We start from the raw sequence: 13,952 nt of genomic DNA, 5'->3' as shown, positions 1-13,952 counted from the left end.
GGCCTCGGGGCTCCGCCCCGGCCCCCGCTCCTCAATCGCCGGGGGGGCTCTTCGCACCGCTACTCCGGGGGCGGCTCCGTGCCGTTCTTCTTCACATGCGTACGGAGCCGCGAGGTCACGTCGTCCGGGGGAAGGAAACGGGACCACCGCTCGGGGAACTCCGAGGGCATTTCGGGGTCGTCCGGGTCGGTGAGGCCCTCGCGGGCGGCGGCCGCGCGGGCGACGACCTCGGCGGCCTGCGCCTCCCTTATGCGGTCGTTGGCGGCGCGCGCGACGGCCGTGGCGACGGACGGCCAGACGCGGTCGATCGCCGCGTTCACCGCGGCGCCGACCAGGACCGCGAAGGCGGACACACCGATCCACAGGAGCACGGCGACCGGCGCGGCGAGGGAGCCGTAGATCGTGGGGCCCTCCACCGTGGAGGTGAGGTAGATGCGCAGGAGGAAGCTGCCGAGCACCCACATGGCCAGGGCGATCAGCGCGCCCGGCATGTCCTCGACCCACGGCGAACGCACCGGCACCGACACGTGGTAGAGCGTCGTCAGGAAGACCACGGAGAGGATGACGACGACCGGCCAGTACAGGATCTGGACGACCGTCGTCGAGCCGGGCAGGAGCTTCACCACCGCGTCCGGCCCCGCCACCATCAGCGGCAGCGCGACCGAGCCGATGAGCAGCGCCACGATGAAGAGGCCGAAGGCGAGCAGGCGCGTCTTGACGATGCCGCGCACGCCGTCGAGGCCGTACATCACGGTGATCGTGTCGATGAAGACGTTCACGGCGCGCGAGCCGGACCACAGGGCGAAGAGGAAGCCGATGGAGATGATGTCGGGCCGGCTGACCTTCATGACGTCTTCCAGTATCGGCTGCGCGATCTGGCTGACTCCCCGGTCGGACAGGATCGTGCGGGACGCCTCCAGGATGTTGTTCTCGACGCTGGCGATGGTGTTCGCGCCGGTCCACCGGTCGACGTAGGCGAGCAGCCCGATGAGGCTCAGCAGCAGCGGCGGCACGGAGAGCAGCGTGAAGAACGCCGCCTCGGCCGCGAGCCCCAGGATGCGGTACTCGATGCACGAGTTGACGGTGTCCTTGAGCAGCAGCCAGGCGGTCCTGCGCTTGGAGACGTTGCGGTACAGAGCGCGGGCCCGTTTCCAGCGTCCCGAGGGCCGCCCGGGTGTTTCATTTGCCTGGTGCACCTCCTTACCGTAGCGGCATGGCAGCCACCACCCACACAGTGACCAACCAGGCTCCGCCCCTGGTGGGATATGACGTATTCGCTTCCGACCGGGCCCTCGTGGAGGGCGTCGAGCGGCATCTGGACCCGGCGCTCCTCGATTCCGCCCGCGAGGACCTCTCGCTGCTCGGCCGCAGCGCCGGTTCCGCCCAGGCACAGGAGTGGGGAGCACTGGCCAACGCCAACCCTCCCGTGCTGCGCACCCACGACCGGTACGGCAACCGCGTCGACGAGGTCGACTTCCATCCGTCCTGGCACCGGCTGCTCGGCAAGGCGGTCGGGGCGGGCCTGACCGCGGCCTGGTCGCGGCCCGGCGGGCATGTGCGGCGGGCCGCGGGGTTCCTGGTGTGGACGCAGACGGAGGGCGGGCACGGCTGCCCGGTGTCGATGACGCACGCCGCGGTGCCCGCGCTGCGCGCCGACCCCGCGCTCGCCGCCGAGTGGGAGCCGCGCCTCACCTCGACCGTCTACGACCAGGGGCTGCGCCCGGCGTCGCAGAAGGCGGGCGTCCTCTTCGGGATGGGCATGACGGAGAAGCAGGGCGGCAGTGACGTGCGGGCCAACACGACGCGGGCGGCGGCCCTCTCGGAGGAGGGCGCGTACGAGCTGACGGGCCACAAGTGGTTCTGCTCCGCGCCCATGTCCGACGGCTTCCTGGTGCTCGCGCAGGCGGAGCAGGGGCTGACCTGCTTCCTCGTGCCGCGCGTCCTTCAGGACGGCACGCGCAACGCCTTCGCCATCCAGCGGCTCAAGGACAAACTGGGCAACCGCTCCAACGCCTCCAGCGAGGTCGAGTTCGACGGTACGTGGGCGCGCCGGGTCGGGGACGAGGGGCGAGGGGTGCGCACCATCATCGAGATGGTCGCCGCGACCCGGCTGGACTGCGTGATCGGTTCGGCCGCGCTGATGCGGCAGGCCGTCGCGCAGGCGGTGCACCACGCCACGTACCGGGAGGCCTTCGGCGGCAAGCTGATCGACAAGCCGCTCATGCGCAACGTCCTGGCGGACCTGGCCCTCGAATCGGAGGCGGCCACGACGCTGGCGCTGCGGCTCGCGGCGGCGTACGACGACGGGAGCGAGCAGGAGCAGGCGTTCCTGCGCCTCGCGGTGCCGGCCGCCAAGTACTGGGTGACCAAGCGGTGCACGCCGATGGTCGGCGAGGCCCTGGAGTGCCTCGGCGGCAACGGCTACGTCGAGGAGTCGGGCATGCCGCGGCTGCTGCGCGAGGCGCCGCTCAACTCCATCTGGGAGGGGTCGGGGAACGTACAGGCGCTGGACGTGCTGCGGGCGTTGCAGCGCGAGCCGCAGGCCCTCAACGCCTTCCTCCAGGAGGTCGGCAGGGCCCGTGGCGCCGATCACCGGCTGGACGGGGCGATCAAGGGCCTGCTGACCGAACTCGCCGATCTGGAGGGCATCGAGGCGCGGGCGCGGCGCCTCGTGGAGCGCATGGCCCTGGTGCTCCAGGGCTCCCTGCTCGTGCGCTACGCGCCCCCGGAGGTCGCCGACGCGTTCTGTGCCTCACGGCTCGGCGGGGACTGGGGCGCGGCGTTCGGCACGCTGCCGCACAGTCTCGATCTGGCCTCGGTGGTGGAGCGGGCCGCGCCGCGGCCGTAGCCGCCGACGGGTACGACACGGGGGTGGTGCTGCGCCGACACGGCACCACCCCCGTCCTTCAGGCCCCTTGAGGAGCATGAACACCGCACGGGCGGTGATGCGTCCAGATTCGGCCACCGCACAGGCGTTCGCGAGGGTTGCATGAGGTTGCAACGCCCTCCCGCGCCCAATTGTTTATCGTCGAACCATCGCCCCGGCCCGTGATCCCACGGCAGGATGAAGGGATGCCGCTACGCACCGGTCTGGCCGGAAAGGACCCCGTGGTGATGAACGCCCCTTCGATGATCGATCTCGCGCGGATCTCCGCCATGGACCTCGCGCACGCCGCGCGGCTGCTGAAGGGGGCGCACGACGCGACGCTCTCCGGGCAGCGGCCGCGCGTCGTACCACGCCCGGTGATCCGCGAGTCCTGGGAGCGGATGCTCACCGACGGGGTCGACCCCGATCACGGCTTCAGGTCGCCGCTGCTCGGCGAGGAGGAACTGGAGGAGCGCCGCCGCGCCTCGCCGCTCCGGGAGATCCTGCCGGTCCTGCGCGACGCCCTGGTCTCGGTGGCGGACGCCGCGCAGCACATCATGGTCGTCTGCGACGCGGAGGGGCGGGTGCTGTGGCGCGAGGGCAGCGCCGCGGTGCTGCGCAAGGCGGACTCGCTCGGCTTTGAACCGGGCGCGGACTGGTCCGAGAGCGTCGTCGGCACGAACGGCCTGGGCACGCCGCTGGTCGTGCGCCGCCCGGTGCAGGTCTTCTCCGCCGAGCACTTCGTGCGCACCCAGCACTCCTGGACGTGCGCGGGCGCTCCGGTGACCGATCCGCGCGACGGCAGGCTGCTCGGCGTCGTCGACGTCAGCGGCCCGCTGCGGACCATGCACCCGGCGACGCTGGCCCTGGCCGGCTCGGTGGCCAAGCTCGCCGAGGCCCGGCTGCGCGAGCGGCATGTGACGGCGCTGGAGCGGCTGCGCGCGGTGGCGGCGCCGGTTCTCGCGCGCCTGGACGGGCGGGCGATCGCCGTGGACGTGCACGGCTGGACCGCCGCGGTGACGGGCATGCCCCCTGCGGACCGCCTCGCCCTCCCCAGGTCCCTCGCGGCGGGCCGTACTTGGCTGCCCTCGCTGGGGTCGTGCCGGGTGGAGCCGCTGCCCGGCGGCTGGCTGCTGCGCCCGGAGGCGCCGGGCGGCACGCCGGAGCCGCTGTCCGCGACCCGGCTGGTCCTCGACGTGAGCGAACCGCGCGGATGGACCCTGTCCATGCTCGGCGGTGTCCGCGACTGGACGCATGAACTGAGTCCGCGCCACGCGGAGTTGCTCTATCTGCTCGCCACGCACCGCGAGGGACGCAGCGCCTCGGGCCTCGCGCAGGACATGTTCGGCGACCCGGCCCGCACGGTGACGGTGCGCGCCGAGCTGTCCCGGGTGCGCAGATACCTGGGCGGCGGCGTGCTCGCCCACCGCCCGTACCGCTTCCACGAGGACGTCGAGGTGGAGGTGGTGGCACCGGACAGTCCGGCCCGCCTCCTGCCGCACTCGGTCGCACCGGCGATACGGGAGGCGAGGAGCGTGGCGGAGCCCTGAGCCTCTGGGCGGCGCGTTCGCGGCGCGGCACCCGTACGGGCGGGCTTCCGGATCCCGGCGAACCCGTGATTCGCTGAGCCCCATGAGTCTCACTGTCACCACGTGGTCGCTGGAGCAGACCTCCCCCGGCGAGCTGCTTCCCGCCGCCGCGCCCGACGGCGAGGTGCGGATCATGCGCGCCGAGGTGCCGTCGCCCGAGTTCAGCCGGTTCCTGTACGCGTCGGTCGGCGGGGACCTCCGCTGGACCGACCGCCTGTCCCTCACCTACGCCGAGTGGCACAAGCTGCTGGACCGGCCGGGCGTGGAGACGTGGGTCGCGTACGACAGGGGGACGCCCGCCGGGTACATGGAGCTGGCGGCGCGGGGCGAGAAGGGGGACGAGGCACCGGGCGTCGTGGAGATCGTCTACTTCGGGCTGCTCCCCGCCTTCCGGGGCCGCCGGATCGGCGGGCACCTCCTCTCGTACGGGGCGGCGCGCGCGTGGGACCTGGCCGAGCGGTGGCCGGGGCTCGCGCCGACCGAGCGGGTGTGGCTGCACACCTGCACCAAGGACGGCGAGCACGCCATGGACAACTACCTGCGGCGCGGCTTCAAGCTCTTCGACACCAAGGTGGAACAGGAACCGGAGGTCGCCACCCCGGGCCCGTGGCCGGGCGCCCGGCGCGACTGACACCGCCTGATCCGTGTGATCGACAACACCCCTGTCCGCGATGCGGGACAGGGGTGTCCACATTCTGGATAATGCTGGACTGGGTCGAAAGTCCCGTGACACGCTTCCGTCATGGATCGCACTGGAACTGCCTTGGTGAGTCGGCGTCACGTCGACCTCGGCCGCATGTCCAGCGCCATGTGTCCGCCTTGCTGATCGACTCAGCACTGCCGCACAACTGATCACCGATCCCCCCAGCTTCCCCTCCCTGCGCAGCGCCGCGCGCACATTTCCGCATGTGCCCATACCCGCAGGTCAGAGAGCCGCTTTCCCGCTGCCCCGAAGGACGTAACCCCATGCCCGCCACGCCAGAGAAGCCCGCCCCAGCCACGCCCCGCCGCAAGGCGAGCCGTCACCGCGGCGAGGGCCAGTGGGCCGTGGGTCACTTCACGCCGCTCAATGGGAACGAGCAGTTCAAGAAGGACGACGACGGTCTCAATGTGCGGACACGTATTGAGACGATCTACTCGAAGCGGGGCTTCGACTCCATCGACCCCAACGACCTGCGCGGCCGGATGCGCTGGTGGGGCCTCTACACCCAGCGCAAGCCCGGGATCGACGGCGGCAAGACGGCGATCCTGGAGCCGGAGGAGCTGGACGACGAGTACTTCATGCTGCGCGTCCGCATCGACGGCGGCCGGCTGACCACCGAGCAGCTGCGCGTCATCGGTGAGATCTCCGAGGAGTTCGCGCGCGGGACCGCCGACCTCACCGACCGGCAGAACGTCCAGTACCACTGGATCCGCGTCGAGGACGTCCCCGAGATCTGGCGGCGGCTGGAGGCCGTTGGGCTCTCCACCACCGAGGCCTGCGGCGACACGCCCCGCGTCATCCTCGGCTCGCCCGTCGCCGGCATCGCGGAGAACGAGATCGTCGACGGCTCCCCCGCCATCGACGAGATCCAGCGCCGCTTCATCGGCAACCCCGACTTCTCGAACCTGCCGCGCAAGTTCAAGTCCGCCATCTCCGGCTCACCGCAGCTGGACGTCGCGCACGAGATCAACGACGTCGCGTTCGTCGGCGTCCACCACCCCGAGCACGGCCCCGGCTTCGACCTCTGGGTCGGCGGCGGCCTGTCCACCAACCCCAAGCTGGGCGTGCGCCTCGGCGCCTGGGTGGCGCTCGAAGACGTGCCGGACGTGTACGGCGGCGTCATCGGCATCTTCCGCGACTACGGCTACCGGCGGCTGCGCAACCGCGCCCGTCTGAAGTTCCTCGTCGCCGACTGGGGCCCGGAGAAGTTCCGCCGGATCCTGGAGGACGAGTACCTCAAGCGGAAGCTGACCGACGGCCCCGCGCCCGAGCAGCCCGCCGGCACCTGGCGCGACCACCTCGGCGTGCACCGGCAGAAGGACGGCCGCTTCTACGTCGGCTTCGCCCCGCGCGTCGGCCGGGTGGACGGCGCCACCCTCACGAAGATCGCCGAGGTCGCCGAGGCGCACGGTTCAAGGCGGCTGCGCACCACCGCCGAGCAGAAGATGATCGTGCTCGACATCGAGCAGGAGCAGGTCGACTCGCTCGTCTCCGCCCTGGAGTCCCTCGACCTGAAGGTCAACGCCTCGCCGTTCCGGCGCGGCACCATGGCCTGCACGGGCATCGAGTTCTGCAAGCTGGCCATCGTCGAGACCAAGGCGCGCGGCGCCTCGCTCATCGACGAACTGGAGCGCCGTATCCCGGAGTTCGACGAGCCGATCACCATCAACATCAACGGCTGCCCGAACGCCTGCGCCCGTATCCAGGTGGCCGACATCGGACTCAAGGGCCAGCTGGTCCTCGACGACGACGGCAACCAGGTCGAGGGCTACCAGGTGCACCTGGGCGGCGCGCTCGGCCTCGACGCCGGCTTCGGCCGCAAGGTCCGCGGCCTGAAGGTCACCGCGGACGAGCTGCCCGACTACGTCGAGCGGGTCCTCAAGCGGTTCCAGGAGGAGCGCACGGACGGCGAGCGGTTCGCCACGTGGGCGGCGCGGGCCGGCGAGGAGGCCCTCAAGTGAGCGAGCGAGCCGCCCCCTTCCACTGCCCCTACTGCGGCGACGAGGACCTGCGCCCGAACGAGACCGGTCACGGTGCCTGGGAATGCGCGGCGTGCAACCGAGCCTTCCAGTTGAAGTTCCTCGGGCTGCTCGCCCGGGGAGTTCAGCACACCGACGGCGGAGGCGATCGCACATGACGACCACTCACACGGCGCGTACCGACGTCGAGTTGAAGGCGATCGCCGAACAGGCCGGGCGCGACCTGGAGGACGCGTCCGCGCTGGAGATCCTCCAGTGGGCGGCCGCCACCTTCGGCGGGGAGTTCTGCGTGACCTCCTCGATGGAGGACGCGGTCGTCGCCCACCTCGCCTCGCGAGCCGCACCCGGCGTGGACGTCGTCTTCCTCGACACGGGCTACCACTTCCCGGAGACCATCGGCACCCGCGACGCCGTCGAGGCCGTGATGGACGTCAACGTCATCACCCTGACGCCACGTCAGTCGGTGGCCGAGCAGGACGCCGAGTACGGGCCCCGGCTGCACGACCGCGACCCGGACCTGTGCTGCAAGCTGCGCAAGGTCAAGCCCCTCGAGGAAGGCCTGACGTCGTACGCGGCCTGGGCCACGGGCCTGCGCCGTGACGAGTCGCCGACCCGGGCGAACACCCCGGTCGTCGGCTGGGACGAGAAGCGGCGGAAGGTCAAGATCTCGCCGATCGCCCGCTGGACGCAGGACGACGTCGACGCGTACGTCGCCGAGCACGGCGTCCTCACCAACCCTCTGCTGATGGACGGTTACGGCTCGGTCGGCTGCGCTCCCTGCACCCGCCGCCTGGTGGAGGGTGAGGACGCGCGGGCCGGCCGCTGGGCCGGGAACGCCAAGACCGAGTGCGGGATCCACGGATGACCGCGGCACAGCGAGAGAGCGCACGGCAAGAGCGTGCACAGCGAGAAAGTCAGGAGAACCACGTGAGCGGAGCCACCGTCTGGCTCACCGGCCTGCCGAGCGCCGGCAAGACGACCATCGCGTACGAACTGGCGGGCCGCCTGCGTGCGGAGGGCCGCCGGGTCGAGGTGCTCGACGGGGACGAGATCCGCGATTTCCTCTCCGCGGGCCTCGGCTTCAGCCGTGCGGACCGGCACACTAATGTGCAGCGCATCGGTTTCGTGTCCGAACTCCTCGCCCGTAATGGCGTGTTGGTTCTTGTGCCGGTGATCGCGCCGTTCGCGGACAGCCGTGAGGCGGTGCGAGCGCGCCACCAGGCGGCCGGTACCGGATATGTGGAGGTGCATGTCGCCACGCCGGTCGAGGTCTGCTCCGTACGTGATGTCAAGGGCCTGTACGCCAAGCAGGCGGCCGGCGAGATATCCGGGCTCACCGGGGTCGACGACCCGTACGAGGAGCCGGAGTCGCCCGATCTGCGCATCGAGTCGCAGGACCAGACGGTGCGGGAGTCCGCCGCGGCCCTGCACGCGCTGCTCACCGAAAGGGGCCTGGCATGACCACCGTTGCCGCTGTGACCGGCGAGGGCACCGACAGCCCGTACGCGCTCAGCCATCTGGACGCCCTGGAGTCCGAGGCGGTGCACATCTTCCGCGAGGTGGCGGGCGAGTTCGAGCGGCCGGTGATCCTCTTCTCCGGCGGCAAGGACTCCATCGTCATGCTGCATCTGGCACTGAAGGCGTTCGCCCCCGCCGCGGTCCCCTTCTCCCTGCTGCACGTCGACACGGGGCACAACTTCCCCGAGGTCATCGAGTACCGCGACCGGGCGGTGGCCGAGCACGGACTGCGGCTGCACGTGGCCTCGGTGCAGGAGTACATCGACGCCGGGAAACTGCGCGAGCGCCCCGACGGGACGCGCAACCCGCTCCAGACCGTGCCGCTCACCGAGAAGATCCAGAGCGAGAGGTTCGACGCGGTCTTCGGCGGCGGGCGCCGCGACGAGGAGAAGGCGCGCGCCAAGGAGCGGGTGTTCAGCCTGCGCGACGAGTTCTCGCAGTGGGATCCGCGCCGCCAGCGGCCCGAGCTGTGGCAGCTCTACAACGGCCGGCACGCGCCGGGCGAGCACGTCCGGGTCTTCCCGCTGTCCAACTGGACCGAGCTGGACGTGTGGCAGTACATCGCCCGCGAGGACATCGAGCTGCCGCAGATCTACTTCGCGCACGAGCGGGAGGTGTTCAAGCGCTCGGGGATGTGGCTGACCGCGGGCGAGTGGGGCGGCCCCAAGGACGACGAGCGGGTCGAGACCCGCCTGATCCGCTACCGCACGGTCGGTGACATGTCCTGCACCGGCGCCGTCGACTCGGACGCGACGACGCTGGACGCCGTCATCGCCGAGATCGCCGCGTCCCGGCTGACCGAGCGCGGGGCGACGCGGGCGGACGACAAGCTCTCCGAGGCCGCGATGGAAGACCGCAAGCGCGAGGGGTACTTCTAACCATGAGCAACACCACCGCCACCACCGAGCAGTTGGCCGACCTGTCGGCCACCACCCTGCTGCGGTTCGCCACCGCCGGATCCGTCGACGACGGCAAGTCCACCCTGGTGGGCCGCCTCCTGCACGACTCCAAGTCGGTCCTGAGCGACCAGCTGGAGGCCGTGGAGCGCGTATCGGCGAGCCGCGGCGCCGACGCCCCCGACCTGGCACTGCTCACCGACGGCCTGCGTGCCGAGCGCGAGCAGGGCATCACCATCGACGTGGCCTACCGCTACTTCGCCACCGCCCGGCGCCGGTTCATCCTCGCCGACACTCCCGGCCACGTGCAGTACACGCGGAACATGGTCACCGGCGCGTCCACGGCCGATCTGGCCGTGGTCCTGGTCGACGCCCGCAACGGCGTCATCGAGCAGACCCGCCGCCACGCCGCGGTCGCCGCCCTGCTGCGCGTCCCGCACGTCGTCCTGGCAGTCAACAAGATGGACCTCGTCGCGTACGAGGAGCGGGTCTTCGCGGAGATAGCCGAGGAATTCACCGCGTACGCCCGCGAGTTGGGCGTCCCGGAGATCACCGCCATCCCCATCTCCGCGCTGGCCGGCGACAATGTCGTCGAGCCGTCGTCGAACATGGACTGGTACGGCGGCCCCACCGTCCTGGAACACCTGGAGACGGTCCCGGTCAGCCACGACCTGACCTCCTGCCACGCCCGCCTTCCCGTGCAGTACGTGATCCGCCCGCAGACCGCCGAGCACCCCGACTACCGCGGCTACGCGGGCCAGATCGCCGCCGGCACCTTCCGCGTGGGCGAGTCGGTGACCGTCCTGCCCTCGGGCCGCACCTCGAAGATCACCGGGATCGACCTGCTGGGCAAGGCGGTGGACGTGGCGTGGACGCCGCAGTCCATCACGCTGCTCCTGGAGGACGACATCGACATCTCGCGCGGCGACCTGATCGTGCCGAGCGGTGACACCCCGCCGACCACGCAGGACATCGAGGCGACGGTCTGCCATGTGGCGGACACGCCGCTGAACGTCGGCCAGCGGGTGCTGCTCAAGCACACCACCCGCACGGTCAAGGCGATCGTCAAGGAGATCCCCTCGCGGCTGACCCTCGACGACCTGTCCCAGCACCCGGAGCCCGGCCGGCTCGTCGCCAACGACATCGGGCGCGTGAAGGTCCGTACCGCCGAGCCCCTCGCGCTCGACTCGTACGCGGACTCGCGGCGCACCGGGTCGTTCCTGCTGATCGACCCGGCCGACGGCACGACGCTGGCGGCCGGCATGGCGGGCGAGGCGTTCGCCACCGCCGCCGAAGAGGCCGCTTTGGCCCCGGACGACGAGGGCTGGGACTTCTGACATGCCCCGACTCGACGTGTTCTCGACCTTCGCGAAGGAGGGCGGCCGCATCGGCAGCGGCGCCCTCGGCAGCGGGCAGGGCGGCGTCGCGCGATGTGCGCGATGACGTACGCGCACCGCCTGCGCGCCCACCGCCGCCCCGTCCTGCGGGGCGCACCCGTACGACGTACGCGAAGACGAAGACCTGCTGACCTCCCGGCCACGACCTGACGGCGTGCGCCCGGGCCGACGAGAGGCCACCTCCCGTGCCTGCACCACGTACTCGACTCGCCGCCCTGGCGGCCCTGCCCCTGCTGGCCCTGGCGCTCGGTGCCTGCGGCTACGGCTCCCAGGCGACGGACCAGGACGGCAAGTCCAAGGTCGCCACGGGCGCGAAGAAGATCGACGGCCTGGACAGCGTGCGGATCGGCTACTTCCCGAACCTGACCCACGCCACCGCCCTCGTCGGCAACCGCGAGGGGCTGTTCCAGAAGGAACTGGGCGGCACGGAGGCGAAGTACTCGCAGTTCAACGCGGGACCCTCGGAGATCGAGGCACTGAACGCGGGCTCGATCGACATCGGCTGGATCGGCCCGTCCCCCGCCATCAACGGCTACACCAAGTCCCAGGGCAAGAACCTGCGCATCATCGGCGGCTCGGCCTCCGGCGGCGTGAAGCTCGTGGTGGACCCCAAGAAGATCAAGTCGCTGGACGACGTCAAGGGCAAGAAGATCGCGACGCCGCAGCTGGGCAACACCCAGGACGTCGCCTTCCTCAACTGGATCGCCGAGCAGGGCTGGGACGTCGACGCGCAGAGCGGCAAGGGCGACGTGTCGGTGGTCCGCACCGACAACAAGATCACTCCGGACGCCTACAAGTCCGGTTCCATCGACGGCGCCTGGGTGCCCGAGCCGACCGCGTCCAAGCTGGTCGCCGAGGGCGGCAAGGTCCTCCTCGACGAGGCCGACCTGTGGCCGGACAAGAAGTTCGTGATCACGAACATCATCGTGAAGCAGAGCTTCCTGAAGGAGCACCCGAAGGTCGTCGAGGCCGTCCTGCGCGGCTCCGTGAGGACCAACGCCTGGATCGAGAAGAACCCGGACAAGGCGAAGGCCGCCGCTAACGCCCAGCTCAAGGCGGACTCCGGCAAGGCGCTGCCCGCCGAGGTGCTCGACCCGGCGTGGAAGTCGATCCGGACGACCAACGACCCGCTGGCCGCCACCCTCGAAGCGGAGGCGGACCACGCGGTCAAGGCCGGCCTCCTGGAGGAGCCCGATCTCCAGGGCATCTACGACCTCGGCCCGCTGAACAAGGTCCTCAAGGCCGAGGGCGGGTCCCCGGTCGGCGACGCCGGTCTCGGCGTCAAGTAAGCCCGGAAGAAGACCAGTTCCCAGGAGGTGACGACCATGGCGACCACTCTCGCCGAGGCCGCGGAGGACATCCGCACCGCGACAACGCACGCCGCCCGGATCGAGCACGTATCGAAGTCCTTCGCCGGTCCCGCCGGGTCCCAGCTCGTCCTCGACGACATCACGCTCGATGTCGCGCCGGGCGAGTTCGTCACCCTCCTCGGAGCGTCGGGCTGCGGAAAGTCGACGCTGCTCAATCTGGTGGCCGGACTCGACAAGCCCTCGGCCGGCGCCATCGCGACGGACGGCCGCCCGGCCCTGATGTTCCAGGAGCACGCGCTCTTCCCGTGGCTGACCGCGGGCAAGAACATCGAACTCGCCCTGAAGCTGCGCGACGTGCCGAAGGCGGAGCGCCGCCCGAGGGCCGAGGAGCTGCTCGAACTCGTCCGGCTGCACGGCGCCTACGGCAAGCGTGTGCACGAGCTGTCCGGCGGCATGCGTCAGCGCGTGGCGCTGGCCCGCGCGCTCGCGCAGGACAGCAGGCTCCTGCTGATGGACGAGCCGTTCGCGGCGCTCGACGCGATCACGCGCGACGTGCTGCACGACGAGCTGACCCGCATCTGGCGCGAGAGAGACGTTTCCGTCCTCTTCGTCACGCACAACGTCCGCGAGGCCGTGCGCCTCGCCCAGCGCGTCGTGCTCCTCTCGTCGCGTCCCGGCCGGGTGGCGCACGAGTGGCGGGTCGACATCGAGCACCCGCGCCGCATCGAGGACTCCGCCGTGGCGGAACTGTCCGTCGAGATCACCGAACAACTGCGTGGGGAGATCCGCCGCCATGGCCAGCACTGAGACGAAGGAGGCCGGGGACGGTCAGGATCTCGCCGGTCTGGAGGCGGGGCTCGACGCGCTGGAGACGACCGCCGGGCCCGCCCCCACGCCGGTGCGCCAGGTCCTGGTGCAGAAGGTGCTGCCGCCGCTGACCGCGGTGCTGCTCGTCCTGGTGGTCTGGCAGGCGCTGGTCTCCTTCAAGATGGTCGACGACCCGAGCAAACTGCCGTCGCCGTCCGCGGTGTGGGACGAGGTACGCGAGGCCTGGCTTCAGGGCACGCTCCTGGACTTCATCTGGACGTCCGTCTCGCGCGGGCTGCTCGGCTTCGTGTTCGCCCTCGCGATCGGTACGCCGCTCGGCCTGATCGTCGCCCGGGTGCGGTTCATCAGGGCCGCGATCGGCCCGATCCTCTCCGGACTCCAGTCGCTGCCCTCGGTGGCGTGGGTGCCGCCGGCCGTGCTCTGGCTGGGCCTCGAGAACAAGATGATGTACGCGGTGATCCTGCTCGGCGCCGTGCCCTCCATCGCAAACGGCCTGGTGTCGGGCGTCGACCAGGTGCCGCCGCTGTTCCTGCGCGCGGGCCGCACGCTCGGCGCGACGGGCCTCAGGCACACCTGGCACATCGTGCTCCCGGCGGCGCTGCCCGGCTATCTCGCGGGGCTCAAGCAGGGCTGGGCGTTCTCCTGGCGGTCCCTGATGGCCGCCGAGATCATCGCGTCCTCGCCGGAGCTGGGCGTGGGCCTCGGCCAGCTCCTGGAGAACGGCCGCAACGCCAGCTCCATGCCCATGATCTTCCTGGCCATCTTCCTCATCCTCATCGTCGGCATCGCCATCGATTTGCTCATCTTCAGCCCGTTGGAGCGGCGCGTGCTGCGCGGCCGCGGTCTCCTCGTGAAGAGCTGACGCG

Annotated in this window: 14 protein-coding genes; 13 read left to right on the top strand and 1 reads right to left on the bottom strand. The window is 70.9% G+C overall.

The window, feature by feature from the left end; all coding sequences use genetic code 11:
• Positions 1–59: 59 nt before the first annotated feature.
• Positions 60–1,196 (bottom strand): YihY/virulence factor BrkB family protein, encoded by a 1,137-nt coding sequence (locus CP975_RS28560; protein WP_055529570.1) that lies wholly within the window; start codon positions 1,194–1,196, stop codon positions 60–62.
• A 17-nt stretch (positions 1,197–1,213) separates the two neighbouring features.
• On the opposite strand from CP975_RS28560, the gene CP975_RS28555 reads away from it, so the two are divergent.
• The 13 genes from CP975_RS28555 (at position 1,214) to CP975_RS28500 (ending at position 13,948) form a co-directional block, all read left to right on the top strand.
• Positions 1,214–2,848: an acyl-CoA dehydrogenase family protein gene (locus CP975_RS28555; RefSeq protein WP_055529572.1), complete on the top strand. Its 1,635-nt coding sequence runs from the start codon at positions 1,214–1,216 to the stop codon at positions 2,846–2,848.
• Positions 2,849–3,114: 266 nt separating this feature from the next.
• The gene (locus CP975_RS28550) at positions 3,115–4,416 is read left to right on the top strand and encodes a GAF domain-containing protein (RefSeq protein WP_055529603.1); all 1,302 of its coding nucleotides are present in this window, start codon (positions 3,115–3,117) and stop codon (positions 4,414–4,416) included.
• 82 nt (positions 4,417–4,498) lie between these two features.
• Entirely contained in the window at positions 4,499–5,086 is a 588-nt protein-coding gene (locus CP975_RS28545; RefSeq protein ID WP_055529575.1) for a GNAT family N-acetyltransferase, read from the top strand.
• A gap of 111 nt (positions 5,087–5,197) precedes the next feature.
• On the top strand, positions 5,198–5,281 hold the full coding sequence (locus CP975_RS36425) for a putative leader peptide (RefSeq protein WP_324615426.1): 84 nt from the start codon (positions 5,198–5,200) through the stop codon (positions 5,279–5,281).
• A gap of 140 nt (positions 5,282–5,421) precedes the next feature.
• Entirely contained in the window at positions 5,422–7,119 is a 1,698-nt protein-coding gene (locus CP975_RS28540) for a nitrite/sulfite reductase (RefSeq protein WP_055529576.1), read from the top strand.
• Positions 7,116–7,295, top strand: coding sequence for a hypothetical protein (locus CP975_RS28535; RefSeq protein ID WP_055529578.1), 180 nt, complete (start codon positions 7,116–7,118; stop codon positions 7,293–7,295). The genes CP975_RS28540 and CP975_RS28535 overlap by 4 nt, the downstream gene beginning before the upstream one ends.
• Complete coding sequence (locus CP975_RS28530) at positions 7,292–8,002, top strand: phosphoadenylyl-sulfate reductase (RefSeq protein ID WP_055529580.1); 711 nt, start codon at positions 7,292–7,294, stop codon at positions 8,000–8,002. The genes CP975_RS28535 and CP975_RS28530 overlap by 4 nt, the downstream gene beginning before the upstream one ends.
• On the top strand, positions 7,999–8,598 hold the full coding sequence (gene cysC, locus CP975_RS28525) for an adenylyl-sulfate kinase (RefSeq protein WP_150477503.1): 600 nt from the start codon (positions 7,999–8,001) through the stop codon (positions 8,596–8,598). The genes CP975_RS28530 and cysC overlap by 4 nt, the downstream gene beginning before the upstream one ends.
• Positions 8,595–9,533, top strand: coding sequence for a sulfate adenylyltransferase subunit CysD (cysD, locus tag CP975_RS28520; protein WP_055529584.1), 939 nt, complete (start codon positions 8,595–8,597; stop codon positions 9,531–9,533). Before cysC ends, cysD begins: the two co-directional genes overlap by 4 nt.
• Before the next feature lie 2 nt (positions 9,534–9,535).
• The gene (locus CP975_RS28515; RefSeq protein WP_055529586.1) at positions 9,536–10,888 is read left to right on the top strand and encodes a sulfate adenylyltransferase subunit 1; all 1,353 of its coding nucleotides are present in this window, start codon (positions 9,536–9,538) and stop codon (positions 10,886–10,888) included.
• Positions 10,889–11,133: 245 nt separating this feature from the next.
• Positions 11,134–12,237: an aliphatic sulfonate ABC transporter substrate-binding protein gene (locus CP975_RS28510; protein WP_055529590.1), complete on the top strand. Its 1,104-nt coding sequence runs from the start codon at positions 11,134–11,136 to the stop codon at positions 12,235–12,237.
• Positions 12,238–12,273: 36 nt separating this feature from the next.
• Complete coding sequence (locus tag CP975_RS28505; protein ID WP_055529592.1) at positions 12,274–13,065, top strand: ABC transporter ATP-binding protein; 792 nt, start codon at positions 12,274–12,276, stop codon at positions 13,063–13,065.
• On the top strand, positions 13,052–13,948 hold the full coding sequence (locus CP975_RS28500; RefSeq protein ID WP_055529595.1) for an ABC transporter permease: 897 nt from the start codon (positions 13,052–13,054) through the stop codon (positions 13,946–13,948). Before CP975_RS28505 ends, CP975_RS28500 begins: the two co-directional genes overlap by 14 nt.
• Positions 13,949–13,952 lie beyond the last annotated feature (4 nt).

The organism is Streptomyces alboniger, from assembly GCF_008704395.1.
Lineage (GTDB): Bacteria > Actinomycetota > Actinomycetes > Streptomycetales > Streptomycetaceae > Streptomyces > Streptomyces alboniger.
Note: the sequence above shows the minus strand (reverse complement) of the source record. Positions and strands in the feature narration are given on the sequence as shown.